Origin of the sequence: Paracoccus sp. S-4012, assembly GCF_009674885.1 — a bacterium.
GTDB lineage: Bacteria > Pseudomonadota > Alphaproteobacteria > Rhodobacterales > Rhodobacteraceae > Paracoccus.
The window spans coordinates 25214-49846 of record NZ_WKKA01000018.1 but is presented as its reverse complement, the minus strand read 5'-3'; the positions used below and the strand labels follow the sequence as shown (position 1 = coordinate 49846).

Here is a 24633-nt window from a genome sequence, read left to right as displayed (position 1 = left end):
TGACGGTGCGCGGGAACCTCGAATACGGACTCAGGAACCGCAAGACGCCGCGGGCCGAGATCGACGCCCGCGTGATCGAAGCGGCGCGGGTGCTGGAGATCGAGCCCTTCCTCGACCGCAAGCCGCAATCCCTCTCGGGCGGCCAGCGGCAGCGGGTGGCGATGGGCCGCGCCATCGTCAGGAAGCCGCAGGCGTTCCTCTTCGACGAGCCGCTCTCGAACCTCGACGCGAAGCTCCGCGTGACGGTCTTCCATGGCTTTGCGTTCCTGCGGGGCGGGATCACGGCGTGAGCGCCGCGGTCGGCGATCGCATCGTGGCACTTGCGGGTGTCGTAGGCGCCGTCTGCGGTAACGCTGCCGATCTCTTCGTCCGCCGGGATCTGGTTGAGCAGATCGGGCAGGACCGGGGCGTCACCGATGTGGCTCCCGGTGATCTCGACGGCCCGGACCTCCAGCGTTTCCTCGTCTATCCCGAGGTGGATCTTGCGCCAGACCCGGCGCCTGGGGCCGCCATGCTTGCGCGCGTGCCATTCGGCCTCGACCTTGATCCCGGTGCTGTCGATCAGCAGGTGCATCGGCCCCCCGGAGCCCCGATACGGGATGTTGACGGCCAAAGTCTTCTTGCGCCGCGACAGCGTGCTGAAGTCAGGCACCGTCCAGTCGAGGCCGACCAGGCGAAGCAGGCTCTCGACGAACCCGGTCGTCTGCCGCAACGCCATGCCGAACAGCACCTTCATGGAGAGGCAGGTCTGGATGGCGGCATCGCTGTAGGTCTGCTGTCGGCCACGTCGACCCGTCGCCGCCGCCTCCCAGATCATCTCTGGGTCAAACCAGATCGTCAGCGAGCCCCGGCGCTTGAGCGCTTCATTGTAGGCCGGCCAGTTCCTGGTCTTGTAGGTCAGGCGTGTGGGTCTGCTCATGTCGACCAGCTACCATGCTGGATTCGCGACGTGAATCCCTGAAGGGATTTGTGCAACAGAGCCCCTTCCATGGCTTTGCATTCCGGCGGGGCGGGATAACGGCGTGAGCACCTCGATCCGCGATATGAGGTGATCGCCAAGACAATCGTCAGCAAACGGACCGGACGCCGCGCTCGAGGAGTGCGGGAATCTGCGGCCGGTGCTACAATCGCCCGCATAGCAGGTGAGCCACGGCGATGAAGCTCCCCCAGACGCGCTACGCCCGGAGCGGCGACCTGCGGATCGCCTACCAGGCGGTGGGTCAGGGGCCCATTGATCTCGTCTTCGTGCCCGGATTTCTCTCGAACATCGACCTTCACTGGGAGGATCCGGGTTATGCCCATATGTTGCGCCGCTTGTCGGGATTTACTCGGCTGATCCAGCTCGACAAGCGTGGCACGGGCCTGTCGGACGGGGTTGATCCTGTCCATCTTCCCGATCTCGCAACCTGCACGGATGACGTGCGGGCGGTCATGGACGCGGCCGGAAGCGGGCGGGCCGCGCTTCTCGGCGCGTCCGAGGGCGCACCCCTGTCGCTGCTTTTCGCAGCGACTCATCCTGAGCGGTTGCGGGCCCTGGTGCTCTATGGCGGCTATGCCTGCTTTCACCGCTGGGTGCAGGACAGCGAGGCGGTCGAGCGCTTCGTAACGCAGGCCGAAACGAGTTGGGGCCAGGGCAGGACGCTCCGGAACTTCGCCCCTGGGCGGTCGGTCGATCCGGAGCTTCAGGCTGGGTGGGCGCGGTTCGAGAGGTTGTCCTGCAGCCCCACCGCCGCGATCGCGCTGGCCCGTATGAACGCAGCCATCGACCTGCGGGCAATCCTGCCCCGCATCCGGGTGCCAACCCTGATCCTGCACCGTCGTCACGATGCCCGCGTGAACCCCGAGGCGGCATCATACCTTGCGCGGCATATCCCCGGTGCGGCGTTGCGTTGGCTGGAGGGGCGCGATCACCTGATCTGGACCGGTGACACGGACGCCGTCGTCGATGCCATCGAAGAGTTCCTGACCGGCACCACGCCATCGACCATGCCCGAGCGGAGCCTTGCGGCTCTCCTCGCCCTGCGTGTGACGGGTGCGTCCCGGCGGGCGCTTCTTGACGCTGAACTCGCTGAGCGCATGGCCGGATTCGACGCACGCCTTTCCAACGAGGCGCGATGCTTTGGCGGTTCCGTCATGGCATCAGGGCCCGAAGGCCGGCTGCTGCGCTTCGACGGGCCCTCGCGGGCGCTGGCTTGCGCGCAGATCCTGAACGATCTCGCGCGCTCGCTGGGGATCGGGTTGGGTCAGGGCGTGCATGTGGGCGAGGTCCTGCCCGGCGAGAGTGCCGCCTATGGCAGCATAGCGCGAATTGCCCTTGCCTTGGCCGGGCAGGCGGCCTCCGGCATCGTGCTGGTCTCGACCGTCGCCGCAGAGGTTGCCTTCGGCGCAGGCCAGCATTTTGCCACGTGGGGAGAGGTTCGGATCGACGGCGCGTTTGTGGCGGTCGAACGGCTCGTCCCCGAGCAGCATCTCGGGCGGGCGCGCCGCGTTCCACGGCGAGATCCTGAACTCGCGCCTCTCACCCAACGCGAGCGGGAGGTTCTCGCGCTGGTGGCCGAAGGGCTCAGCAATCACGAGATCGCCGGGCGGCTGGAGCTTTCTGCGCATACGGTCAAACGGCACGTTGCCAACATCCTTCTCAAGCTCGATCTGCCCTCGCGCGCCGCTGCCGCCGCCCTGCTGGCGCGCAGCGAGGGCGCCTGAGACTGGCCCGATCGGGCCATCGTCGTCATAGCCCGTTCGGTGCAAGCGGAACCCGGAGCGCTTGGGGCAGACTGCCCCCGAGTTCGCCGTTCGGGCCGATCCTCAGCCCGGAGCGGCGCCTGCGATGGAGGCTTGCCATGTCCCGAATCCTCATCCTTGCTCTGATCGGCACTGCGCTCCCGGCCGTGGCGCAGGAGGCCACCGACATGATCAAGAGCGCGGAATCCGCCGCGCCGGCCGCGGTCGCCGCCGGGGCCACGATCCACGGCTTCGACGAGAGTGGCGCGATGACCACGCTGCGTGAAGGCAGCAACGGCTGGTGGTGCATGCCCGACAACCCTGTAACACCCGGCCCCGACCCGATGTGCGGCGACGCAAACGCGATGGATTGGGTAATGGCCTGGATCAACAAGGCTGAGCCGCCAGCGGACCGGATCGGCTTCATCTACATGCTGGCCGGCGGAACGGATGCCAGCAACACCGACCCCTATGCCGCGGGACCGACGGCGGGCAACAACTGGATCGAAACCGGTCCGCACGTGATGGTCGTGAACGCGGGAGACGCAATGTCGGGCTACTCCGAGGAGCCCAGCCCCGACACGACGATGCCCTACGTCATGTGGGCCGGCACGCCTTATGCCCATCTCATGATCCCGGTCGAATAGACACTCGGCCGCGGGGGCCTATTCCGAGGAGGATGCCTTGCAGGGCACGACAGCTGAGCGCGTAAGCGCCGAGGGCCTGAAGCATGCAATCGAGAACCGCGATGCCCGTCGGCTTGCCAGCCTCTACGCCGATGATGCCGAGGTCCGGATGATCGATCGCAACAATCCGCCGAGCCATCCGCGCGTGGTGAGCGGCCGTGCCGCCATCGCGACCTACTGGGACGACATCTGCTCGCGCGCCATCACCCATGCGGTGGATTTCGCCGTCACCGAAGGTGACCGACTCGCCTTCACTCAATCCTGTGCTTATCCGGACGGCACCAAGGTCTTCTGTATCGCGACGGTGGAACTCGGAGACGGAAGGATCGCCCGGCAGACGCTCGTGCAGGCTTGGGACGAGTGAGCTGCGCAAACCCGCGGAATACGACCGCGCCCGTGGCCTGATGAGCGGCTTCTGCAGCGCACCCGGACGCACCATAGACCGCCTCGTCACTGGTCGGCTCCCAGTCAACGCCACCGGACACTCTTGGGTGCGAACGAGCCGGCCACTGCCACTCTCTTTCCCCATGAGCGAAACGAGGAGTAGCTGCCTTAGTTGACTCCGGATGGGCGTTGGACGAGTAATCGCTCTCTCCGCGTTGCTGCCGGACAGTGCTGCAGGGAACACGAAGGTCGGCTTCGGGAAAGTCGCACTGCGAGGCCACGCTCGGGACGACCGTCGGCCATGGGCCGATTGACGCGGCGACGAGGTCACACCGTATCGTGCAAGCAAGCGCGGCGAGCATTGCAGCCGACGGCCGCATTACGGTCGAACCAGCCGCCGTGGTCGAAGATCATCCGCTCGGTGGCACCGCGGGCAGGTGGCCTACGCTTCCTGAGAAACTGACGAGGCTCAGTGCGCTTATGTTTCCACTCAACCTTATTGCTGGCGGATGACGCTATAGAGGGTCACTGCGTAATGGTTTTGGAGAGCGGCGACGACATCCTCGCTGTGGTGGCGTCGCGCGCCTCGAACATCACCTCTCGGCGGGCGGCCTGGACGCTGGGCGAGGTGAGGAGACGATGGTGGGAGACCTCGATGATGTTCGCCGCGACCGCGCCGATCCGGCCGGCTATGTCGGCGAGCACGCCGGGGCGGTCGGGAATGTTGAGCGCGAGGCGCATCAGGCGCCCGTCGCGGAACATCACGCGCTGGAGGACCGAGGCGAGGGCCCGGTTGTCGATGTCGGCGCCGCAGATCGGCCCGCCGACGCGCTGGCCGCGGAAGAGCTCGGGGTAGGTCAGCAGCGCCGCAATGCCGGCGGCGCCCGCGCCCTCGGCCACCACCTTCGCCTCTTCGGCGGGGCAGGCAATCGCGTTCTCGATCTGGTGCTCGGGGACCCTCGGGACGCGGATGGCGTGCTCGGTCTATTCGAGAAATTGGGAATGGAGGTGGGTCGCGCAGCTCATGCCGCGCCCGGCAAGCAGCAGGAATGGCTGACCTCCCGCAGGTCCCGCCCAGCCATGGCGCTTAAGTCGACCGACCAGCTGCCACGGGCGACGGCTCATTCGGCTACGTCGAAGTCCTAGAAGATCCCGCGCGCGTCGATGGAGGTGCCTTCTGGCGCCACAACCTCCCCGCGGACGGAACGTCCGTATTCGCGACCGCACAGACGCCCGAAAGGGAAGCGTAGTTGGGATCGTAGCCCATCTGATGCCCCATGCCACGCCTCCAGCCGTGCTCGAACGGGGCAAGTCTCTATATAATGGGTCATTTTGCTCTGATAGCTTCCCTCGGGTGACCCGATAATGAGACATCGGGGCCCTGGAGAGCCCAGCCCCCCAATCAGCGGAAACCATGTTATCAAGATCCTTCCCTCTCGGCCGAAAGTGATTTGCCCTGATACGCCCCATTGCGGACGTGTTTTCTGGTTTTTTAAGGCATGGCCGGACCTTGTCGGTGTCGGTCACCACGGCTGCTCGAAACGAGGACGGCACAGGCAAGCAACGCTTCTAGCGGCGGCGCCAACTCTCCGCAGCCGACATCCACTTCTGGCTGTGGTCCTCCGGGCCACGCACTGCTGGCGCTCTCCCCATAACCTGCCCCGATGACGAGACCTGAGGCGCCGGCCAGACGCTCGACACGCCGCGTAGAGGGTTGCTGCCGCCGAACGGCTGGAGCCTTGCTCCGCGGCCAATGTTCTTCCTATGTTCCGGCCGTGACTCGCCGGTCGACCCCGCAGAAGATGATAGATGATCGAGCCTTCCAGTGCGGATGCTCGTGGTCGTGCCGGCTATCGGCTTCGGTGCGAGGATGAGGCCGCTCCATGAGTGGCTAGATCGGGAGGTCGGGCGGACAGAACACGCGATCCACGGCGACCGGCCAGTCCTCGCCCCGATACGGTCGCGATCTATTTTCGAGATCCCGGCGACGCTCACGCGTTCCTGCAGGCGCATCCCTGGCTCGAGCTGGCAGACGGCACCACTGCGGCTTGGTATAGCTCGCCGCACCTGCCCTTCGGCCGCCGTGAGGAGTTCCAGCCCGTGTGCAATCTCTACAGCAACACCACGACGCAGGAGGCCATGCGCCAGCTTTTCCTGCACCTGGGCTGGCAGGATCGCGCGGGGAACCTGCAGCCGGGCGAAATCTATCCCGATCAGCTCGCCCCCATCGTTCGCCACACGCCCGAGGGCGATGGCCTGGAGCTGGTCCGGGCGCGGTGGGGCATGCCGACGCCGCCCATGCACATGAGGACCGAGCGCGATCCCGGCGTGACCAACATCCGCAACACCGGCTCGCCGCACTGGCGGCGATGGCTGGGGCCGGAGCATCGCTGCCTGGTGCCGATTACGTCGTTTGCCGAGCCGCGGGGCAAGGGCCTTTGCAATGTCTGGTTCGCGGCCGCGGACGATAGCCAAATGTTCTTCGCTGGCGTCGAGACGCGCGGCTGGCGATCGCTCCGCAAGGTGAAGGACGGCGTGACGATCGACGACCTGTTTGCCTTCCTAACGACCGCGCCGAACGCAGAGGTGGCGGCGATCCATCCCAAGGCGATGCCGGTGATCCTGACGGCGCCGGCCGAGTGGGAGACGTGGTTGACAGCGCCCTGGGCGGAGGCCCGTCAGCTACAGCAGACACTGCCTGACGGCGCTTTGCGGCTGGTCGCGACCCCCGTGTAACGCTACGTCACCGTGCCAGAATCGTTCCCTTCCAGCGTGCCAGAAACTCACGCAACACATTGTTTTTTATAGATCGATTGATTTTTCAATCCTCTCCCGCAGCACCATGACTTAGCAGTCACTGCGGCCTCATCGCGCACAGTTATCTGCACAGGTTATTTCCTCCTTTCGATGATCTCCACTGCGCTCTCCTGATGGTGCGGGCTGTGGTGCAGTAGTGTTTGCGGGATGGTTTCGGGGGACGTGTCGAAGTATTCGGCGGCATCCTCGACGTGCAGGCCATCCTTGATCGCCCAAGTGATCGCCGTCTGCTTCAGGACGTGAGGGGTGACGCTCTCGATGCCGGCGCGGGACGCCGCCTTGGCGATGCCGATCTTGACGCTGGCAACAGGCTTGCCCCGGAACATGATGACGTGAGTGCCGCGCCGTCGCGACCAGCGATGCAGTGGCCCTTCTACTGGCGCGGGATGCTGATGCCGCCCGCCGCTTGTTCGGCCTGCTCCTCGGCCCGGAAGCGGATCAGCCCCGCCTTCAGATCGACACGCGGCCAGATCAGGTCCAAGATCGTGGAGGCTCGGCGGCCGGTGTAGATCGACAGGACGATGAACCGCCGCACGGGCGGCTCGGGGTGACGGATCAGCCGGGCGACTTCGGACCACGTAAGCCAACGCTCGCGGGGCGCTCCAGCCTGAGGCAAGGTGACGGCGATAGGATGGATCACCAGCCCTTGGGCATGGGCGTGGTTGAGCGCGGCTTGCAGGACGCCGAGTCCGCGGCGAACCGTCGCACGCCCGGCCGAAAGCTCGCGCGTCATGCGCTTCCCTGTTTTGGTGATGGTTGTCACGGTGCGAGCCTTCGCGCGGTCTTTCGCGTAGAGGCGGCAGGTCGAACCTTTCACCGCGTCGCAAGTCAGGCCGTCCCAGGCTCGGGGCCCATAAGGGGATTCCGTTGGCGAGCCGGTTCTGATTCAAGCTTCTCAAGGAGGAGCTTGCATGTCCGACGGCGCTTCCTCGTTCACCGAAGAGCAGATGTCTCGGCTGGCGCCGCTGCTGCCACGAGACACGCGTGGTGTTCCGCGAGTGGACGACAGGCGGGTGATCAGCGGGATCGTTCACGTCCTGAGAGCGTTGCCGCTGGAAGAACGCGCCGCCCTGCTACGGGCCGCACAAGACCTGTCTCACAACCGCTTCGTTGGTCGCGCCCAACGTGGTGTAATTTCGGTTGTGGTTCCGGGCCGTCCTGGTCAGGCGGCCTTCGGTGTAATCTGAAGCGGCTTTTCCTCCTCGGTTGCTGGCGGGATCGAATCGGCCATGGCCTCGACCTGCATGTATCGGTGCTGACGCTGCCACTCGTCGCTGGCTTTGAGCAGGACAGCGCCGATGAGGCGGACGATGCTCTCCTCGTTCGGGAAGATGCCGCCCACATCGGCTTCGGCGTCGTCCATGAACGCTCCCAGCTTCGGCCATCTGGCGCGGAGTTGGTCGGCGACATGCCGCCAGGTCTGCACCGCATTGTCGTGATCGCGCTGGTCGAAGGCCTGCCGGATCGCGGCCGCGACCATCGTGTGCTGGCCCTTGGGAACGTAGGCGAGCGCGTTGCGCCTGGCGTGAACCCGGCATCTCTGCCATGACGCGCCGAGCACGCGGGTGATGGCGGCCTTCAGCCCTTCGTGCGCATCGGCAGATGACAAGCTTCACGCCGGTCAGCCCACGACGCACCAGATTGCGCAGGAAACTCGTCCAGAACGGCTCGGCCTCGGAAGGGCCGATGTGCAGGCCGACGATCTCGCGCTTTCCGTCCGTGTTGACGGCCACTGCGATTATGGCCGCCACCGAGACGATGCGCCCGCCCTCGCGCACCTTCAGGTAGGTGGCGTCGAGCCACAGATAGGGCCAGTCGCCGGCGAGCGGGCGCTTGAGGAAGGCGTTCACCCGGTCATCGATGTCCTTGCACAGCTTGGACACCGACGATTTCGAGATGCCGGTCAGGCCCATGGCCTGCACCAGTTCATCGACCTTGCGCGTCGAGACGCCGTTGATCCAGGCTTCCTGGATGACGGCCACCAGCGCCTTCTCCACCGTCTTCCGCGGCTCCAGGAAGCCGGGGAAGTGGCCCCGGAGCGCATCTTCGGGATCTTCAGGTTCAGCGTGCCAAGTCGGGTGTCGAGCGAGCGCTCGCGGTAGCCGTTGCGCCAGGTCTGGCGGGGCTCGCGCTCGTAGCGGCCAGCGCCGATCAGCCCGTCGACGTCCGCCTCCATGATCAGCTGCAGCACGTTCTCGGCAATGAGGCGCAGGAAATCGGTATCGCCGCTCTTCGCGGCAAGCTCGGCCAGCGGTAGTCTGTCGTTGGTCAACGGGGTTTCCCTTTCGGTCAGGTTGAAGTCGATCAACTGCACCTTCCCGACAGGCCCGGTGACCACCCGACGCAGGGCGAAACCGGCAGCGAAATCTCCACCGCAAAGTCCACCCACGTCGCTCCCCGAAATCACACCACGAGCTTGGACGCTACCGCTTCGTTCGCTGGGCGGCAAAGGGGGGCTGGGAAGACGTCTTCGTCCGGGGTCGCGGAGGCTGGTGGTCCGTCGGCGGCGCTGATGGCGCAGTGACCGCAGTTCCAACCACAAACGCGATCTGGAAGGGGGGCTAGACCCGGCTATTTCTGGTTCTTTCATCGCCGAGCTGGCCAGTTAGCGATGCCAGTTAAGCCTCCCCGCCGACACAGGCATGCCAAAACGGACCGCCAGCTTGCCTCAGAACCGTTGCAGCCAGGTCTCGAAGGTGGCCATGCAGTCCGACAGGAACTTCTCGCTGCCGTCCTTGACGATGTTCCCCTCCTTGTCGAAGACATTGTAGGAATCGCCGATATACATCTCGGGTTGCGTCATCAGCGGCAGGCCGAGGAACACCGTCGCCTGCCGGATCGCGTGGTTGGAGAGCGCGCCGCCGATGCCCGAGGGCGAATGCGTCGCGACCGCCCCGGCCTTGCCCTCCCAGATGCTGCTGCCATACGGGCGCGATCCCACATCGATCGCGTTCTTCAGCACCGAGGGGAGCGAGCGGTTGTATTCGGGCGAGACGAACAGGACCGCGTCCTGCGCCCCCATCTCGCGGCGGAAACGAGCCCAGGACTCGGGCGGATTGTCGGTGTCCAGATCCTCGTTGTAATGCGGCATGTCGCCGATCTGGATCTGCGTCATCTGCAGGCTGGAGGGCGCCAGGCGCATCAGCGCCTTGGCCAGCTTCAGCGCATAGGAGTCCTTGCGGAGGCTGCCGACCAGCACGCCCACATTCTTGTTGTCCGCCATGATCTCGCTCCTGATGCCGGGTTCCAGACGGCTAACCGCGCGCCCCGGCCGAAGTTCCGCGCCGCGCGGGGAACGCCGCCGCCGCGGGATGCGTTTGCCGTGCATTCGCGCGCCCGCCGGCGGCGGGCTCCCTTCCCTCTGACAGGAGCGTCTGCCATGCGTGTGTGGAAATCCCTCTGCCTCACGACGGCCCTGAGCGCGGTGGCCATGCTGTCCGCCGCGAACGCCCAGCAATCGCCGCAGGACGTGACCGATGCCGAGTTCCCGTTCGAGAAGGCGGTCCTCGCCTCCGGCCTCGGCAACCCCTTCGAGATCCGCCTCGGACCGGACGGCATGCTCTGGGTGACGGAGCGCACCGCCGGTCGCCTGAGCCGCGTCAACCCCGAGAACGGCAGCGTCATCAGCGCCTATGAGTTCGCCCTGCCCGAGATCACCAGCGGCGCCCAGACCGGCGTCATGGGCTTCGCCTTCCATCCCGACTTCGGCAATGGCAGCGATCAGGTCTTCGTCTATGTCACCTACGAGGACGAGACCCGCACCGACCCCACGCGCCCGGACGAGGCCGATCCCTATCACGACCTCTTCAACAAGGTCGTGCGGCTCGACTATGACGCGGCGACGGGCAGGCTCTCCAACCCCACCGACATCCTGACCGGGATTCCGGCCAACAACGATCACAACTCGGGCCGGATGCAGGTCGGACCCGACGGGCTGATCTATCTGACGGTCGGCGACATGGGCCACAACCAGCTCGCGAACTGGTGCCATCCGATCGAGTCGCAGACGCTGCCCTCGGCCGAGCAGGTCGAGGCCGAGGACTGGTTCGCCTATCAGGGCAAGGTGCTGCGGATGAACCTCGACGGGGGGATTCCCGAGGACAACCCGGAGATCGACGGCGTCCGCAGCCACATCTTCAGCTATGGCCACCGCAACCCGCAGGGGATCGACTTCGGCCCGGACGGGACGCTCTACTCGAACGAGCACGGGCCGGATACGGACGACGAGATCAACGTAATCGAGGCCGGCGGCAACTACGGCTGGCCGCATGTGGCCGGGCAGCAGGACGACAACTTCTACCTCTATGCCAACTGGTCCGAGGCCTCCGAGCCCTGCGAGTCGCTGCAATGGATCGGCCCCTCGCAAGGCGCGCCCGAGGTGGTGCCGCAGCAGCAGGAGACCGAGTGGCAGGCGCCCGAGAACTACAAGCCGCCGCTCGCCACCATGTTCACCGTGAGCGAGCCGATCCCCGGCTGCGAGGACTTCGGCTATTTCTGCCGCCCGAGCATCGGGCCGTCCTCGATCGACTTCTACGAGGGCGGCGTGCCGGAGCTTGAGGGCATGCTGCTGATGACGGCGCTGAAGCACGGCTCGATCTACGCCTTCGATCCGAAGGCCGGGGCCGAGGGTGACTTCACGCGCTACTACCTCGGCATGAACCGCCTGCGCGACCTGGAGATCGCGGATGACGGGCGGACGATCTACATCGCCACCGACTCGCAGGGGGCGGTGCAGAATGCCGAAGGCGAGGGCGCGGCGGGGCTGGAGAACGCCGGCGCAATCCTCGTCTATACCGCGCGCGATGGCGGCACCGCGGCCGAAGCACAGCCCGCGAGCGAGGCGCAGCCGGCGCAGCAACCGGCGTCGGAGGCCGAGGCCACCGAGGCGGAGGCCAAGGGCGGCGCCGCCGCCGCGACGACGTCACCTGAAGGCGGCAATGCGGCGCAGCCCGCGGAGGCTGCTGCCAGCGGCGAACCGGCGTCTGACGCGCAGGCCGCGGAAGGCGAGGCCGGGAGCGGCGCGGCTACCGGGAACGAGGCAACCCCAGGAGGCGATGCGGCCCAGCCCCCGCATGATGCCGCGAGCCACGAGCCTGCGGCCGACGCCGCCGCCACGGATGCCCCTGCTGACGGAGCCCAGGGCGGCGGCGAGCCGGTGGCGGGGCAGCCCGCGGCCAACTGACCCATGCAGACCGGCGCGGCCCATTGCGGCCGCGCCATCCACCGGAGAGAACCATGCCATCCATCAGCCCCGACGCCCCTACCATCGAGCGCGAGGAACAGCCGAGCCGTGGGCGCTATGTCCTGCGGCTGGACGGCGCCGAGGCCGAGCTGACCTATTCGCGTGCCGGAGACAGCACGATCATCATCGACCACACCTATGTTCCTGACGCGATGCGGGGCCGTTCGGCCGGCAAGCTGCTGGTCGCGCGGGCCGTCGAGGATGCCCGCGCCGAGGGCCGCGCGGTCATCCCCCTCTGCCCCTTCGCCAAGGCCCAGATCGAACGCCACGAGGAATGGCAGGACGTGCTGGCTCGCTGAAGGCTAGCCACCCTCGGCCAGCACCAGGCTGACCTCGGTCCGGCCGCCGCCGCGCAGCAGGCCCAGTTCCACCGTCGCCCCCGCCTCGCGGATGTCGAGCGCGGCGCCGAGATCCGCGGAATCCCGGATCGCTGCGCCGTCGAGCGCGACGATCACGTCCCCGAGGCGCAGCCGCCCGTCCCGCGTGACGCCCAGCGGCCGCAACCCTGCCGCCGCCGCCGGGCTGCCGGGCACCACGTCGAGAACCGGCACCCCCGTCATCCCGGCCCGCCGCAGCAGCGCATCGCCGCGTGGATCGAACAGGACGCCCATCGTCGGCGGCGCGTAGCGGCCGGTCGCGATGAGCTGCGGCACGACCCGGTTCACCGTGTCCACCGGCACCGCAAAGCCGATCCCGACGCTCGCCCCCGAGGGGCTGTAGATCGCGGTGTTGACGCCGATCAGCAGCCCCGCGCTGTCGAGCAGCGGCCCCCCGGAGTTGCCGGGATTGATCGCCGCATCGGTCTGGATCAGCCCGCGGATGCTGGTCCCGCGCTCGCCCGGGATCTCGCGCCCGAGGGCCGAGACGATGCCGGTCGTCAGCGTCCAGTCGAGGCCGAAGGGGTTGCCGATGGCAAAGACGCTCTGCCCGACGCGCAGGTCGGCGCTGCCGCCGAGGGGCAGGGGCGCCGGCTGCTGCGGACCGGCGTCGATCCTGAGGACCGCAAGGTCATGCCCGGAGGCGGTGCCGACCAGCCGCGCCGGAAAGGCCTCGCCATCCGCGAGGCGCACGATGGCGGAGGTCGCGCCCGCGATGACGTGGTTGTTGGTCACGACATGGCCCTGCCGGTCCCAGAGGAACCCCGAGCCGCTGCCGAGCGGCACGTTGACGGCATCGCGGGTCCAGAAATCAACGACCCGGTTCTCGGTGGTGATCGAGACGACGCTGTCCTTCGCGCCCTCGAACAGGGCGATCGTGCTCTGCTCGCTGTCGGCGAGGTCGCCGCGGGCGACGATGAGCTGCGGCGCGGCCGGCGGCGCGAGGGTTCGCTCGATCAGCGGGAGCCCGCGCCAGACCAGCACGGCGAGCACGGCGACGATTGCGATGAGCGCCAGGCGGGCGCCGGAGCCGCCCCTCATGGTTGCCTGCGCCCCGGCGCTGTCCTCGGTCTTCGTGCCAGCATGGGGCCGCAACACCCACGCATGCGGCCGGGTTCCCTCGCCCCGCGCCGCCCCGCGCTTCCCCTCCGCCGCCATGCATGTTAGCGGGCGCGCTGCCATTCCCCCCGCCTTCTGCACGGCTCCCGCGCATGTACGAGCTCTGCCCCGAGACGCCCGACGACACGCCCGAAGTCGAGGCGCTGCTCGACCTGTGCTTTGCGCCGGGGCGCACGGGCCTCAGCTCCTATCGGCTGCGCGAGGGCGTGCCGCCGGTGGCGGAACTCTGCCTCGTGCTGCGCGATCCGGGGGACGTGATGGTGGCCGCGATCCGCTACTGGCCGGTCAGCATCGCCGGGCGGCCGGTGCTGCTTCTCGGCCCCATTGCCGTCCACCCGACCGCGCAGGGGGAGGGGCTGGGCGGCTACCTGATCCGCAAGAGCCTCGAGCGCGCGGCCGCCTCGGGCTGGGAGCGGGTGATGCTGGTGGGCGATGCGCCCTATTACGCGCGCTTCGGCTTCAGCCGGCTGGATGCGGTCGAGATGCCGCCGCCGACCAACCCCGACCGGGTGCTGGGGCTGGAACTCGCGCCCGGCGCATGGGTTGACCTGCGCGGCCCGGTCGAGCGTGCGCTCTCGCCCGCGCCGATCCCCGCCGGCACGCCCGAAGCCTGCGTCGAGGTCGAACTGCGCCCCGAGGAGACCGAATGACCGTGCCCGCCCCGCGCCAGGACATCCTGCCGCCGATCACCGATCCGACCGTGCACGCCGAGCTCGACCGGCTGGCCCGCGCCTATGTCTCGGCCGGAGGGCTGGCGATGGAGCTGCTCTCGACCGTTGGCGGCGGTGCCGAGGGCGCGTTGCGGCGGCTGCCCGGCTTCGTGCGCGGGCGGCTCGACCGGATCACGCTGATCGGGCTCGAGCGGGCGATCGGGGCGGCGGCGGCCTCGCGCGGCGTTGTGCGGGACCGGGGCGACTGGTTCAACCGGCTGGCCTCGACCACGACCGGCGCGCTCGGCGGGGCAGGGGGGCTGGCCGGGGCGATGATCGAGCTGCCGGTGACGATCACGATGCTGATGCGCGCGATCATGTCGATCGCGGCCGAGCACGGCTTCGACCCCGACGACGAGGACACGCGGATGGAGGCGCTGCGCGTCTTCGCCGCCGCCGGGCCGCTGGAGGGCGATGACGGCACCGACCTCGGGCTGCTGGCCGCGAAGCTGTCGATCACCGGGCATTCGCTGCAATCGCTGATGGCGAAGGTGGCGCCGAAACTGGCGGCTTCGCTGGGCCAGAAGCTGGCGGCACAGGCGGTGCCGCTGCTCGGCGCCTTCGCCGGGGCGTCGATCAACTACGCCTTCACGCGGTATTACCAGCAGGTCGCGCGGGTGCATTTCGGGCTGCTGCGGCTGAGGGACGAGTCGGGGCTGCCGAAGGAGGCGCTGCTCGAGGCATTGCGGCAGCGGGTGGAGGCGCTGCAGGCGAAGCGGGCGGTGAAGCGGGTGTGAGGAAGGACGGCGTCCGAGAGACGCAGCCTGAGGGTTCCCCGCTAAATCCCGCGCGTCCGCCAAAGCGGACGGGTCCGCGCCCGCCCGCCCCACAGGCGGGCGCGTCCGCGCCCACCTTCGTGCGTGCGCGGACCCTCTGTCCCGCTTCGTCATCGGATCAAGCGGGATTGGGGCCCCGCGCCCCAATCCCTCGCGCGGAGGCGTCGCTCACTCCTCCTCCACCCCGAGCGCCAGGGGAGCCGACGCCACCGCATCCAGATCCCCCACGCTCAGCGGCCCGGATGGCCGCGACAGCCGCGCCCGCACCACCCAGTGCAGCCGCTCCTGTGCCCGCGTGATCGCCACATAGGCCAGCCGCTTCCACAGCGGGATGCCGGCCTCGCTGCGCCCCGACCAGGCCGCCGCGGCGATGTCGGGCGCGAAGACCTGCACATCCGGCCATTGCGAGCCCTGCGCCTTGTGGATCGTGACCGCAGCGCCGTGCAGGAACGCGGCGCCCATCCGCGCCGCCGAGGCGATGAACGGCTCCTCCACATCCGGCGTCTCGATCTTGATGATCGCGGCGGCGCTGAGGCGCGGGTCCTCGGCGCCCACGACATGCAGCCGCGCGAAGCCGGGCTTGCGGCCGGGCCCGAGATAGACCACCTGCGCGCCCTTGATGAGCCCGCGCGCCTCGAGGTCGATGCGCTTCCTGCGGTGCTTCATTGGCAGCTCGATCCCGTCGCAGATCAGCGGCTCGCCTGGCAGCAGCGCGTCGCCGGGCGCGCCGTGGGCGGCGCGGAAGGCGGCGATCAGGCGCACGCGGGTGGCGTTGCGCCAGACCAGCACCGGGCTGCGCGCCATCAGGTCGCTCTCGACCCGCTCGGCCCATTGCACCCGCGGGTCGCGGGCGGCGGCGTCGCGGACGAGGCGCTCGAAGCCGGCGAAGTCAAGGTCGGGATCGGCGAGCGCATGGGCGAGATCGAGGATCGGGTTGCCCTCGGCCTGGCGGTGGATGCGCTCGAGGACCAGCTTCTGCTTCGGCGCGAGGCGGTCGAAGACCATCTCGCCCGACTGCCCCACGGGGGCCAGCTGCGCGGGGTCGCCGAAGAGGATCAGCGTCGGGAAGATCTCGCGCAGGTCGTCGAACTGACGCTCGTCCAGCATCGAGGCCTCGTCCACGAGGCCGATGTCGAGCGCATCCTCGCGCCGCTTCCAGCCGGTGATGAAGTCCGAGCCGCGCAGCCCCGCCGCGGCGAGCGCGCCGGGGATCGAGGCATGGCGGGCGTAGAAGGCCTGCGCCCGGTCCATCGCCTCGGCGCTCAGGCCCTCGATCACGGGGCGGTCGCCGGTGCCCGCGAGCCAGTCGGCAAGCTTTTCGTATTGGGGGTCATAGACCGGGGTATAGAGGATGCGGTGGATCGTCGTGGCAGGCACGCCACGGGTCCGCAGCACGAAGGCGGCCTTGTTGGTGGGCGCGAGGACCGCGACCGTGCGGCGTTCCTTGCGGCGGCGGCCCTCGTAATCGCCGGACACGACCTCGGCCCCGGCCGCCGTCAGCGCGCGGGTGAGCTGCGCCAGGAGCAGCGTCTTGCCGGAGCCGGCCTTGCCGATGACGGCGCGGACCTGGGCTCCGCCCTCGCCGGGGGGCGAGAGGGCGCCTGCGTCGAGGTCCACGCCGGCGGCGTCGAGGGTGGCTTCGAGCGCCTCCCAGGCCGCCGTCTGGTCGGGGGAGAAGGCGGGCGGGGCGGCGGCGTGGTCCATCGCGGGACGTTAGCCGTCATGGCTCCGCCGCGCAAACCGGGGGCTGCCGCCCCCGAACCCCCGCGGATATTTCCAGACAGAAGAAGAGGGTGGCGGAAGGCGCGCCGCGCTGCGGCGTTGCACCGGCGGCGGCGCGTCCCTATATCGGCGCCTCACCCCCCTGCCTGCGAGGACCGCGCCAAGTGACCGACCTGCCGACGCCCTACTACCTCATCGACGTGGCGCGGCTGCAGGCGAACATGGGCAAGATCGCGGCGCTGCGCGAGGCGTCGGGCGCGAAGGCGCTGCTGGCGCTGAAATGCTTCGCCACTTGGTCGGCCTTCCCCTACATGCGCGACTTCATGGACGGGACCACCTCCTCCTCGCTCTACGAGCTGAAGCTCGGGCGCGAGGAGTTCGGCAAGGAGACGCATGCCTATTCCGTCGCCTGGGCCGATCACGAGATCGCCGAGGCCGTGGGCCATGCCGACAAGATCATCTTCAACTCGCTTGGGCAGCTCGACCGCTTCGCCGCCGCCGCCGCCGGGATCGCCCGCGGGTTGCGGCTGAACCCGCGCTTCTCGACCTCGGGCTTCGACCTCGCCGACCCGGCGCGGCCGTTCTCGCGGCTGGGCGAATGGGATCCCGCGCGCCTTGAGGCGGCGATGGACCGCATCACCGGCGTGATGATCCACAACAACTGCGAGAACGACGATTTCGCCGGCTTCTCGGGCCAGCTTGACCGGATCGAGCGCGAGTTCGGGCCCCTGCTCGAACGGCTCGACTGGGTCAGCCTCGGCGGCGGCATCGCCTTCACGAACGAGGGCTATCCGCTGGAGGACCTGGCCGCGCGCCTGCGCGCCTTCGCCGACCGCCTCGGCGTGCAGGTCTATCTGGAGCCGGGCGAGGCCGCGGTGACGCAATCGACCACTCTCGAGGTCACGGTGCTCGACCTGCTCGACAACGGCCGCAAGCTCGCCATTGTCGACAGCTCGATCGAGGCGCATATGCTCGACCTGCTGATCTACCGCGAGCGCGCGACGCTGCCGCAGGACGGGGCGCACGAATACCAGATCGCCGGGAAATCCTGCCTCGCCGGGGACATCTTCGGCGATGCGCGCTTCCCCGCGCCGCTGAAGGTCGGCGACCGCATCAGCGTGGGCGATGCCGCCGGTTACACGATGGTCAAGAAAAACTGGTTCAACGGGGTCGCGATGCCCGCCATCGCCATCCGCGAGACCGATGGCACGGTCCGAACCGTCAGGCAGTTCGGCTACGGGGATTTCCGCGCCGCGCTCTCCTGACCCCTTCCCCTGCCGCCTGACCGCAAGGAGACAGTCGAAGTGAAACCCAACGTCCTCATCATCGGCGCGGGCGGCGTCGCCCAGGTCACGGCGCATAAATGCGCGCAGTGGGCGGCCGAGTTCGGCGCGATCCATATCGCCAGCCGCACCCGGTCGAAGGCCGACGCGATCGTCGACGGCATCCGCGCCAAGGGGCACGAGGCCGCGATCCCGACCCATACGCTCGACGCCTCGGACAGCGCGGCGGTCGCGGCGCTGATCCGAGAGTTGGAGGCGGGCATCGTCATCAACGTCGGCTCGCCCTTCGTGAACATGCCGGTGCTGAACGCCTGCATCGAGACGGGCGCCGCCTATATCGACACCGCGATCCACGAGGAGCCGGACAAGATCAACGAGGCGCCGCCCTGGTATGCCAACTACGAGTGGAAGCGCCGCGAGGATGCCGCTGCCGCGGGCGTCACGGCGGTCCTCGGCGCGGGCTTCGATCCCGGCGTCGTCAACGCCTATGCGCGGCTGGCCGAGGACGAGTATTTCGACGAGATCACCTCGATCGACATCGTGGATGTCAACGCCGGCTCGCACGGGCGCTACTTCGCCACCAACTTCGATCCCGAGATCAACTTCCGCGAGTTCACCGGCAAGGTCTACACCTGGCAGGGCGGCGAGTGGCGCGTGAACGAGATGTTCGAGGTCGGGCGCGAATGGGACCTGCCGGTGGTCGGCAAGCGCAGTGCCTATCTGTCGGGCCATGACGAGATCCACTCGCTCGCCGCCCGCTATCCGCAGGCGGATGTGCGCTTCTGGATGGGTTTTGGCGAGCACTACATCAACGTCTTCACGGTGCTGAAGAACCTCGGGCTGCTGTCGGAACATCCGGTCACGACCGCCGAGGGACTGGAGGTGGTGCCGCTGAAACTCGTCAAGGCGGTGCTGCCGGATCCGGCGAGCCTCGCGCCCGATTACGAGGGCAAGACCTGCATCGGTGATCTGGTGAAAGGCACCCGCGACGGGCAACCGGGGGAGGTCTTCATCTACAACGTCGCCGACCATGCCGAGGCCCATGCCGAGGTCGGCAGCCAGGGCATCAGCTATACCGCGGGCGTGCCGCCGGTCGCGGCGGCGATCCTGATCGCGCGCGGGCCCTGGGACGTGAAGCGCATGGCGAACGTCGAGGATCTGCCGGCGCGGCCCTTCCTCGACCTGCTGGGCGAGATGGGCCTGCCGACCCGGGTGATCGACGCCGAGGGCGACCGCCCGATCTGACGCCTCTGATCGGACTCAGCGCGGCGGCGCGGCGGTCAGGAACCGCAACGCGCCGCGGCCGTTCCCCTCGGCAGCCGGACGCGGGGAGAGAGTGACAGACATGACGGAACCGCGGCAGACGCCTGAGCGCGCGGCCTTTCCCCGGCTCGCCCGCGATTCCGCCCGCCTCAAGCGGTTCCCCCGGTGGCCGGTCATCGGCATCTTCCTGATCCTCGCCTTCCAGATGGTGGCCGAAGCGCGGGCCTTCCTGATGCCGGTCACGCTGGCGATCCTGCTGTTCTTCGTCTTCTCGCCGGTGCGCCGCCTGCTGCGCCGCCTCGGCCTCGCGTCGGGTATCACGGCGGGCCTCATCACGCTGAGCCTGCTCGTCGCGGTGGCGGTGCTGGGCTACCTCGTTTCCGGTCCCGTCACCAATGTCGTCCAGAACTCGGACGAGATCTCGGCCCGCGTCGAAGCGGCGGTTCACGACCTCCGCAGCCAGTTCCGCGGGCTGGAGGAAGCGGTCTCGAGCATCGGCCTCGACGGCGGCGGCGGCGGAGAGACGACCGTCAGCACCAGCCCCGACGGCACGACCACGGTGCAGACCGGCCCGGCGGTGGCGGGCACGACCACGGACGCCACGGGCGCGGTCGTCGGCGGGGATGCCGGCCAGGACATCACCGTCACGGTGGACACGGCCGAGAACGGCAGCGTCACCGGCACGCTGATGACCCTCGGCCCCGAAATCGCCGGGCAGGTCGCCTTCACGCTGATCCTGCTGTTCTTCCTTCTCGATGCGGGCGATCTGCTCTACCTCAAGATCGTGCAGAGTTTCGGCACGATGGGCGAGAAGCGCAGGGCCTACATGGCGCTCCGCGAGATCGAGGACAGCCTCGGCGCCTATCTGGGCGCCATCACGCTGATCAACGCGATCCTCGGGGCGGCCTTCGGCCTCGCCATGTGGGCCTGGGGGATGCCGAGCCCGGTGCTGTTCGGGGTCGGCATGTTCCTTGCGAATTTTGTTCCCTATATCGGCCCGACGCTGGTTGCCCTGGTCACCGCCCTGGTGGCGCTGACGGTCACGGGCGACATGTGGTCCACGGTCCTCATCGCCGGCACCTCTGTCATGATGAATTTCGTAGAGGGCCAGTTCGTCACGCCCTATTTCCTGTCGCGGCGGCTGCGCATCAACACGGTGGTGGTGTTCACGACGGTCGCGCTCTGGGCCTGGCTGTGGTCGGTGATCGGCATGATCGTCGCGGTGCCGGTGCTGGTGGTGGTGCGGGTGCTGGCGGGGCACATTCCGGGGCTGGAGAAATTCGCGAACTTCCTCGCCGGCGAGCCGCCGCCCGCGCTGGAGGAGGAGGAGGAGGAGACGCCGCCCGAGAAGGATCTCGACGGCGGCGCGGCGCGGGTGCTGGTCGAGGCGGGCGACGCCGAGCCCGACAGCGGCGCGGCCGAGGAGCGCGTGGCCGCGGTCGGGCGGGCGGTGGAGGAGGGCGGCGTGCCGCCGCAATCGCGCGGCTGATACCCCGCGCGCGATTGGATGGCGTTGACGCGTTGCGGTAAGCGCGGGATGGCCCTAATGTCGCGCCGATGCAGATGCATATTCCGCAACAGCCGGAGTCCGAGCCGGGCGAGCCCCTGCCCGAGCACGACCCCGGCGATGCCCCGCCCGAGGGCCATAGGCGCGGCATCGCGCCCGAGCCGAAGGCTCAGCGCCGCTGGCGTCTGTCCGACATCCTGACCCGTCTGGCCGAGGACACCACGCGCGAGCGCGTGTCGGTCGGCGACATCGTCGCGGCGATGCCGGGGCGCGCCACGGCGGCGCTGCTGTTTCTCTTCGCGGCCCCGAACGCGATCCCGACGCCGCCCGGCACCTCGGCGCTGCTGGGCCTGCCGATGGTCTACCTCGCCTCGCAGATGATGCTGCGCCGCCAGCCCTGGTTGCCCAAGCTCGTGGCCGCGCGCTCGATGCGGATCGAGGATTTCGCGGCCCTCGTCGGCCGGGCGGTGCCGGTGCTGGCGCGGGCCGAGCGGATGCTGCGGCCGCGGCTGCTGCCGCTCGTCAGCCCCGCGGCCGAGGTGCTGATCGGCGCCTTCTGCTTTCTTCTCGCGCTGGTCGTGGCCCTGCCGATCCCGCTCGGCAACATGCTGCCGGGCTTTGCCGTCGCGATCCTCGCGCTCGGCGTGCTGGAGCGCGACGGGGTGTGGGTGATCGTCGGGACCATGCTCGGCCTGACCTCGCTGCTGGTCGTGGGCGGCGTCGTCTGGGCCATGATCGCGGCGCTGGTCTTCATGATCGGACAGGCCTGGGGCTGAACGCGATGCTGCTGGAAATCCTCGCGGTCCTGATGCTGACCGTCATCAACGGCGCGCTCGCCATGTCCGAGCTCGCGGTCGTCTCCTCGCGCCCGGCGCGGCTGAAGGTCATGGCCGAGGGCGGCAGCCGCGGCGCCGCCACCGCGCTCGAACTGGCCGAGGAGCCGGGGCGCTTCCTCTCGAGCGTGCAGATCGGCATCACGCTGGTCGGCATCCTCTCGGGCGCGGTCTCGGGGGCGACGCTGGGCCTGCGGCTGGCCAATGCGCTCTACCAGGCGGGGCTGAGCGCCTCGATGGCGCAGACGCTGGGCGTCGGCATCGTGGTCGTGCTCATCACCTATCTGTCGCTGGTCGTGGGCGAGTTGGTCCCGAAGCAGATCGCGCTGCGCTCGCCCGAGGCGGTCGCGGCCCGCGTGGCGCCGTTCCTGAAGGGTCTCGCCCGGGTCGTCGCGCCGCTCGTCTGGCTGCTCGACGCCTCGGGCAAGCTGCTGCTGCGGCTGCTGGGCCTCGGGAAGACGAGCGAGGGCGGCGTCAGCGACGAGGAGGTGAAGATGATCATCTCCGAGGCCGAGAGCGCGGGTGTGATGAAGCCGGCCGAGACCGAGATGATCGCCGCCGTCATGCGCGTGGCCGACCGCAACGCCCGTGGCATCATGACCCCGCGCCACGAGGTCGAGACGCTGCCCCCCGACTGCACCTTCGAGGAGGCCGTGACCGCCTTCGCCGAGAGCGGCACGGGCCGCCTGCCGGTGCGCGACGCCGATGGCGACATCGCCGGGGTGCTGGCGCTGAGCGCGCTGCTGGAGCAGCGGCAGGCCGGGGGACCCTACGACCCGCAGGCCGTGATGGAGCCGGCCGAGACGGTGCGCGAGGGCCTCGGCGCGCTCGAGGTCCTGGAGCGGCTGCGGACCTCGCCGACGCGGATGCTGTTCGTCTATGACGAATACGGCCATTTCGAGGGCATGGTTACGCCCATGGACCTGCTGGAAGCGATCACGGGCGAGTTCGCGGATGGCGAGGTGGACGAGCCGAAGATCACCGCGCGGGAGGACGGCAGCCTGATCGTCGCGGGCTGGATGCCCGCCGACGAGTTCGCCGACCACCTGCGGATCGCGCTCGAGAGCCCGCGCGACTACGAGACGGTGGCGGGGCTGGTCCTCGACCGCATGGGCCGGTTGCCGGAGGTCGGCGACCTGGCCGCGGTCGGCAACTGGCGGATCGAGGTGATCGACATGGACGGGCGGCGGATCGACAAGGTGCTGGTAGCTCGGATCGAGGAGTAACGGCGGCCGCGTAGGGTGCGTGCTCCGCACGCACCATCAGGACGTTCATGGCCGGTGCGTGCGGAGCACGCACCCTGCGCATCATCCCCCGGCGCCCCGCGCCGCCCCGGTCGCCCGCGTGGAAGAACTCCCGAAGCCGCCCCGCTGCGCCACCTGCGCCGCCGACATTGGCGGCCGTCCCAGGGTCGAGGGGCCGCGGTTGAAGGTCGCCGGCGCGACCTGCCCGGCGCCGCGGTTGGTGGCGAAGGTCTGGCTGCCCGCGGGGTTCGAGAAGCGGCCGTCCCCGGTCCGCACCATCGGCTGGCTGAAGACCCCGCCGCCACGGCCCATCATCGAGCCGATCATGTAGCCCATCAGCAGCGGCATGAACGAGAAGCCACCGCCGCCCTGCTGCTGCGCCACCGGATCGCCGCCGCAGTTGCCGACGCCATGCTCCTGCTCGCAGAGTTCCAGGCTCTCGTAGCGCGGCGCGGTCTCCTCCCAGGCCGCCTGGGCCTCGGCGAAGGTCGTGCGGCAGTCATCGGCGGTGAAGAAGAGCGAGCCCGTTTCGGCCTCCGCGAGGCAGCTCTCGAGGTCCGGGAAGGCCGCGGCGTCAACCTTTTCCTCGCAGCCGGCGAGGGTGAAGACTGCCGCGCCGGCGAGGAACAGGGCGACGTGGCGCGAGCGCTTGCGCGGGCGCGGGGTCGCTTGAGCGTCGGTCAGGGTATCCTTCATGGGCGTCACCCCTCGATGAAATGCGGCTTGAAGCGGGACAGGTCCTGCGTGATCCGGGCGCGGTCCTCGCGGATGCCGAGGCCCGCGCAGGTCTCGCCCACGATCCACGCACCGAGGACCGGATGGAAGCCCTCGAAGGCGGGGAGCGGGGCGAGGGCCTGGACAATCATGGGATGGTGCGAATAGGCGCGGTCGGGCGAGGCCTCGGCCGCCCGGCCCCCCTCGACGATCTCGACGCCTGCGCCCTCGCGCGAGAAGAGGGGCTTCAGCACATGGCCGCGGCTCAGCTGCGCCTCGGCCGCGGCGAAGGCTTCGGCCACGCGCGGGGCAGGGGTGCCGCCGGTCAGCGCCTCGGCCACATCCGCCGCGAAGAAGGCGGGCAGCAGGTTCGGATGGCCGGGCGCCAGTTCCCAGAGGAGCGGCAGCAGGCCCTTGTTCGACAGGATCGCCTTCCACGGCGGCTCGATGAAGCGTGTGCCCGAGGGGGCGAGATGCGCGGCGAACTCGTCGCGCAGCATGTCCTCCCACGGGTAGAGCTTGAAGAGCGTGCCGATCACCCGGTCGGCGCTGTCGGTGAACTGGCCCTCGGTCGAGAGGCCGATGGCGGCGAGGTCGGTGAAATGCGCCCCGAGGCCCGCCTCGCGCGCGGCCCAGGCGAGCGCCTCGACGGTGGCGTAGTCCTCGGGGTTGTCCTGGTCGGCGGCGAAATGGATGTCGGCGCCCTGTTCCGCGAGCGCGGCCCAGCGGTCCACGAGGGCCTCGTGGATGGCGTTGAACTGGTCCGCGTCGGCCGGGATCAGCCCCTCGGCCTTCGCCTCCTCCAGCCAGAGCCACTGGAAGGAGGCGGATTCGTAGAGCGAGGTCGGGGTGTCGGCGTTGTATTCCAGCAGTTTAGCCTCGGAGGTGCCGTCATAGGCGAGGTCGAAGCGGCCATAGAGCTCGGGCTCGCCCGCGCGCCAGCTTTGCGCAACGAGGTCGTGATGCACGGCCGGGATGCCGAGGCGGTCGAGCCATTCCTCCGAGGCCACGGCACGTTCCACCGCCTCGCGGCAGAGGGCGTGGAGTTCGGTCGCCGGGTCCTCGATCCGGGTCTCGATCTCGTCAAGGGTGAAGCGGTAGGCGCTGGTTTCGTCCCAGTAGGGCTCGCCGCCCATGTCGGCGAAGGTGAAGCCCAGTTCGGCGGCGCGGCCGCGCCAGCCGGTCCGTTCGGGCAGCGGCAATCTCTGCATGCGTTCCCTTCCAGCGGTCCAAGG

General features: G+C 69.0%; 22 protein-coding genes and 3 pseudogenes. 15 read left to right on the top strand and 10 right to left on the bottom strand.

Annotation, left to right across the window (positions count from 1 at the left end):
* Positions 1-5: 5 nt before the first annotated feature.
* Entirely contained in the window at positions 6-290 is a 285-nt protein-coding gene (locus tag GI374_RS16460) for an ATP-binding cassette domain-containing protein (protein WP_370515420.1), read from the top strand.
* Here GI374_RS16460 and GI374_RS16455 read toward each other — a convergent pair.
* Positions 212-919 (bottom strand): annotated as a pseudogene (locus GI374_RS16455) (IS5 family transposase); the annotation flags it as partial. The gene GI374_RS16460 and the pseudogene GI374_RS16455 overlap by 79 nt on opposite strands.
* A gap of 236 nt (positions 920-1155) precedes the next feature.
* Here GI374_RS16455 and GI374_RS16450 point away from each other — a divergent pair.
* From GI374_RS16450 to GI374_RS16440, 3 genes are all read left to right on the top strand, one after another.
* Positions 1156-2703, top strand: coding sequence for an alpha/beta fold hydrolase (locus tag GI374_RS16450; RefSeq protein ID WP_154338132.1), 1548 nt, complete (start codon positions 1156-1158; stop codon positions 2701-2703).
* A gap of 137 nt (positions 2704-2840) precedes the next feature.
* The gene (locus tag GI374_RS16445) at positions 2841-3368 is read left to right on the top strand and encodes a hypothetical protein (RefSeq protein ID WP_154338131.1); all 528 of its coding nucleotides are present in this window, start codon (positions 2841-2843) and stop codon (positions 3366-3368) included.
* A 37-nt stretch (positions 3369-3405) separates the two neighbouring features.
* On the top strand, positions 3406-3771 hold the full coding sequence (locus GI374_RS16440) for a nuclear transport factor 2 family protein (protein WP_154338130.1): 366 nt from the start codon (positions 3406-3408) through the stop codon (positions 3769-3771).
* A 545-nt stretch (positions 3772-4316) separates the two neighbouring features.
* On the opposite strand, the gene GI374_RS16435 is transcribed toward GI374_RS16440, so the two are convergent.
* The gene (locus tag GI374_RS16435; protein ID WP_195759965.1) at positions 4317-4691 is read right to left on the bottom strand and encodes a hypothetical protein; all 375 of its coding nucleotides are present in this window, start codon (positions 4689-4691) and stop codon (positions 4317-4319) included.
* Between the two features lie 1239 nt (positions 4692-5930).
* Between GI374_RS16435 and GI374_RS16430 the strand changes: the two genes are divergently transcribed.
* The gene (locus GI374_RS16430) at positions 5931-6527 is read left to right on the top strand and encodes an SOS response-associated peptidase (RefSeq protein WP_154338129.1); all 597 of its coding nucleotides are present in this window, start codon (positions 5931-5933) and stop codon (positions 6525-6527) included.
* Between the two features lie 155 nt (positions 6528-6682).
* Here GI374_RS16430 and GI374_RS16425 read toward each other — a convergent pair whose 3' ends face one another.
* Together GI374_RS16425 and GI374_RS16420 are read right to left on the bottom strand one after the other, a co-directional pair.
* Positions 6683-6934 carry a hypothetical protein gene (locus GI374_RS16425; protein WP_154338128.1) on the bottom strand — a complete coding sequence of 84 codons (252 nt, stop codon included), beginning with the start codon at positions 6932-6934 and terminating at the stop codon, positions 6683-6685.
* Between the two features lie 47 nt (positions 6935-6981).
* A complete protein-coding gene (locus GI374_RS16420; protein ID WP_195759964.1) occupies positions 6982-7341 on the bottom strand; it encodes a hypothetical protein in 360 nt (119 codons plus the stop codon).
* A gap of 178 nt (positions 7342-7519) precedes the next feature.
* On the opposite strand from GI374_RS16420, the pseudogene GI374_RS16415 reads away from it, so the two are divergent.
* A pseudogene (locus GI374_RS16415) lies at positions 7520-7741 on the top strand (transposase); the annotation flags it as partial.
* 29 nt (positions 7742-7770) lie between these two features.
* Here the strand turns inward: GI374_RS16415 and GI374_RS16410 are convergent.
* Both GI374_RS16410 and GI374_RS16405 read right to left on the bottom strand, forming a co-directional pair.
* Positions 7771-8880: pseudogene (locus tag GI374_RS16410) on the bottom strand (IS256 family transposase).
* Between the two features lie 396 nt (positions 8881-9276).
* The gene (locus tag GI374_RS16405; protein ID WP_154338125.1) at positions 9277-9831 is read right to left on the bottom strand and encodes an NADPH-dependent FMN reductase; all 555 of its coding nucleotides are present in this window, start codon (positions 9829-9831) and stop codon (positions 9277-9279) included.
* Positions 9832-9987: 156 nt separating this feature from the next.
* Between GI374_RS16405 and GI374_RS16400 the strand changes: the two genes are divergently transcribed.
* Positions 9988-11790: a glucose/sorbosone family PQQ-dependent dehydrogenase gene (locus GI374_RS16400; protein WP_154338124.1), complete on the top strand. Its 1803-nt coding sequence runs from the start codon at positions 9988-9990 to the stop codon at positions 11788-11790.
* 53 nt (positions 11791-11843) lie between these two features.
* On the top strand, positions 11844-12149 hold the full coding sequence (locus GI374_RS16395; protein WP_154338123.1) for a GNAT family N-acetyltransferase: 306 nt from the start codon (positions 11844-11846) through the stop codon (positions 12147-12149).
* 3 nt (positions 12150-12152) lie between these two features.
* Here GI374_RS16395 and GI374_RS16390 read toward each other — a convergent pair whose 3' ends face one another.
* Positions 12153-13268, bottom strand: coding sequence for a S1C family serine protease (locus GI374_RS16390; RefSeq protein ID WP_154338137.1), 1116 nt, complete (start codon positions 13266-13268; stop codon positions 12153-12155).
* A gap of 170 nt (positions 13269-13438) precedes the next feature.
* On the opposite strand from GI374_RS16390, the gene GI374_RS16385 reads away from it, so the two are divergent.
* Together GI374_RS16385 and GI374_RS16380 are read left to right on the top strand one after the other, a co-directional pair.
* A complete protein-coding gene (locus GI374_RS16385) occupies positions 13439-13996 on the top strand; it encodes a GNAT family N-acetyltransferase (protein ID WP_154338122.1) in 558 nt (185 codons plus the stop codon).
* On the top strand, positions 13993-14793 hold the full coding sequence (locus GI374_RS16380; protein ID WP_154338121.1) for an EcsC family protein: 801 nt from the start codon (positions 13993-13995) through the stop codon (positions 14791-14793). Before GI374_RS16385 ends, GI374_RS16380 begins: the two co-directional genes overlap by 4 nt.
* A gap of 207 nt (positions 14794-15000) precedes the next feature.
* Here GI374_RS16380 and GI374_RS16375 read toward each other — a convergent pair whose 3' ends face one another.
* Positions 15001-16536: an ATP-dependent RecD-like DNA helicase gene (locus GI374_RS16375; protein ID WP_154338120.1), complete on the bottom strand. Its 1536-nt coding sequence runs from the start codon at positions 16534-16536 to the stop codon at positions 15001-15003.
* A 239-nt stretch (positions 16537-16775) separates the two neighbouring features.
* On the opposite strand from GI374_RS16375, the gene GI374_RS16370 reads away from it, so the two are divergent.
* The 5 genes from GI374_RS16370 (at position 16776) to GI374_RS16350 (ending at position 22666) form a co-directional block, all read left to right on the top strand.
* Positions 16776-17819 carry a carboxynorspermidine decarboxylase gene (locus GI374_RS16370; protein ID WP_154338136.1) on the top strand — a complete coding sequence of 348 codons (1044 nt, stop codon included), beginning with the start codon at positions 16776-16778 and terminating at the stop codon, positions 17817-17819.
* A gap of 39 nt (positions 17820-17858) precedes the next feature.
* Positions 17859-19082, top strand: coding sequence for a saccharopine dehydrogenase NADP-binding domain-containing protein (locus tag GI374_RS16365; RefSeq protein WP_370515419.1), 1224 nt, complete (start codon positions 17859-17861; stop codon positions 19080-19082).
* A gap of 100 nt (positions 19083-19182) precedes the next feature.
* Entirely contained in the window at positions 19183-20589 is a 1407-nt protein-coding gene (locus GI374_RS16360) for an AI-2E family transporter (RefSeq protein WP_154338118.1), read from the top strand.
* A 68-nt stretch (positions 20590-20657) separates the two neighbouring features.
* The gene (locus tag GI374_RS16355) at positions 20658-21383 is read left to right on the top strand and encodes an exopolysaccharide biosynthesis protein (protein WP_229583432.1); all 726 of its coding nucleotides are present in this window, start codon (positions 20658-20660) and stop codon (positions 21381-21383) included.
* Positions 21384-21388: 5 nt separating this feature from the next.
* Positions 21389-22666 (top strand): hemolysin family protein, encoded by a 1278-nt coding sequence (locus tag GI374_RS16350; protein WP_154338117.1) that lies wholly within the window; start codon positions 21389-21391, stop codon positions 22664-22666.
* Between the two features lie 81 nt (positions 22667-22747).
* Here GI374_RS16350 and GI374_RS16345 read toward each other — a convergent pair whose 3' ends face one another.
* Positions 22748-23380: a DUF1190 domain-containing protein gene (locus GI374_RS16345; protein WP_154338116.1), complete on the bottom strand. Its 633-nt coding sequence runs from the start codon at positions 23378-23380 to the stop codon at positions 22748-22750.
* 5 nt (positions 23381-23385) lie between these two features.
* Entirely contained in the window at positions 23386-24609 is a 1224-nt protein-coding gene (locus GI374_RS16340; protein ID WP_154338115.1) for a glutathionylspermidine synthase family protein, read from the bottom strand.
* Positions 24610-24633: the final 24 nt, after the last annotated feature.

Coding starts and splice junctions, on each gene's coding strand:
- GI374_RS16355 (WP_229583432.1), top strand. CDS start 20,658: ATGCAGATGCATATTCCGCAACAGCCGGAGTCCGAGCCGGGCGAGCCC.
- GI374_RS16430 (WP_154338129.1), top strand. CDS start 5,931: ATGCGCCAGCTTTTCCTGCACCTGGGCTGGCAGGATCGCGCGGGGAAC.
- GI374_RS16380 (WP_154338121.1), top strand. CDS start 13,993: ATGACCGTGCCCGCCCCGCGCCAGGACATCCTGCCGCCGATCACCGAT.
- GI374_RS16390 (WP_154338137.1), bottom strand. CDS start 13,268: ATGAGGGGCGGCTCCGGCGCCCGCCTGGCGCTCATCGCAATCGTCGCC.
- GI374_RS16400 (WP_154338124.1), top strand. CDS start 9,988: ATGCGTGTGTGGAAATCCCTCTGCCTCACGACGGCCCTGAGCGCGGTG.
- GI374_RS16425 (WP_154338128.1), bottom strand. CDS start 6,934: ATGTTCCGGGGCAAGCCTGTTGCCAGCGTCAAGATCGGCATCGCCAAG.
- GI374_RS16350 (WP_154338117.1), top strand. CDS start 21,389: ATGCTGCTGGAAATCCTCGCGGTCCTGATGCTGACCGTCATCAACGGC.
- GI374_RS16395 (WP_154338123.1), top strand. CDS start 11,844: ATGCCATCCATCAGCCCCGACGCCCCTACCATCGAGCGCGAGGAACAG.
- GI374_RS16420 (WP_195759964.1), bottom strand. CDS start 7,341: ATGACGCGCGAGCTTTCGGCCGGGCGTGCGACGGTTCGCCGCGGACTC.
- GI374_RS16360 (WP_154338118.1), top strand. CDS start 19,183: ATGACGGAACCGCGGCAGACGCCTGAGCGCGCGGCCTTTCCCCGGCTC.
- GI374_RS16385 (WP_154338122.1), top strand. CDS start 13,439: ATGTACGAGCTCTGCCCCGAGACGCCCGACGACACGCCCGAAGTCGAG.
- GI374_RS16370 (WP_154338136.1), top strand. CDS start 16,776: ATGGGCAAGATCGCGGCGCTGCGCGAGGCGTCGGGCGCGAAGGCGCTG.
- GI374_RS16405 (WP_154338125.1), bottom strand. CDS start 9,831: ATGGCGGACAACAAGAATGTGGGCGTGCTGGTCGGCAGCCTCCGCAAG.
- GI374_RS16345 (WP_154338116.1), bottom strand. CDS start 23,380: ATGAAGGATACCCTGACCGACGCTCAAGCGACCCCGCGCCCGCGCAAG.
- GI374_RS16450 (WP_154338132.1), top strand. CDS start 1,156: ATGAAGCTCCCCCAGACGCGCTACGCCCGGAGCGGCGACCTGCGGATC.
- GI374_RS16375 (WP_154338120.1), bottom strand. CDS start 16,536: ATGGACCACGCCGCCGCCCCGCCCGCCTTCTCCCCCGACCAGACGGCG.
- GI374_RS16445 (WP_154338131.1), top strand. CDS start 2,841: ATGTCCCGAATCCTCATCCTTGCTCTGATCGGCACTGCGCTCCCGGCC.
- GI374_RS16340 (WP_154338115.1), bottom strand. CDS start 24,609: ATGCAGAGATTGCCGCTGCCCGAACGGACCGGCTGGCGCGGCCGCGCC.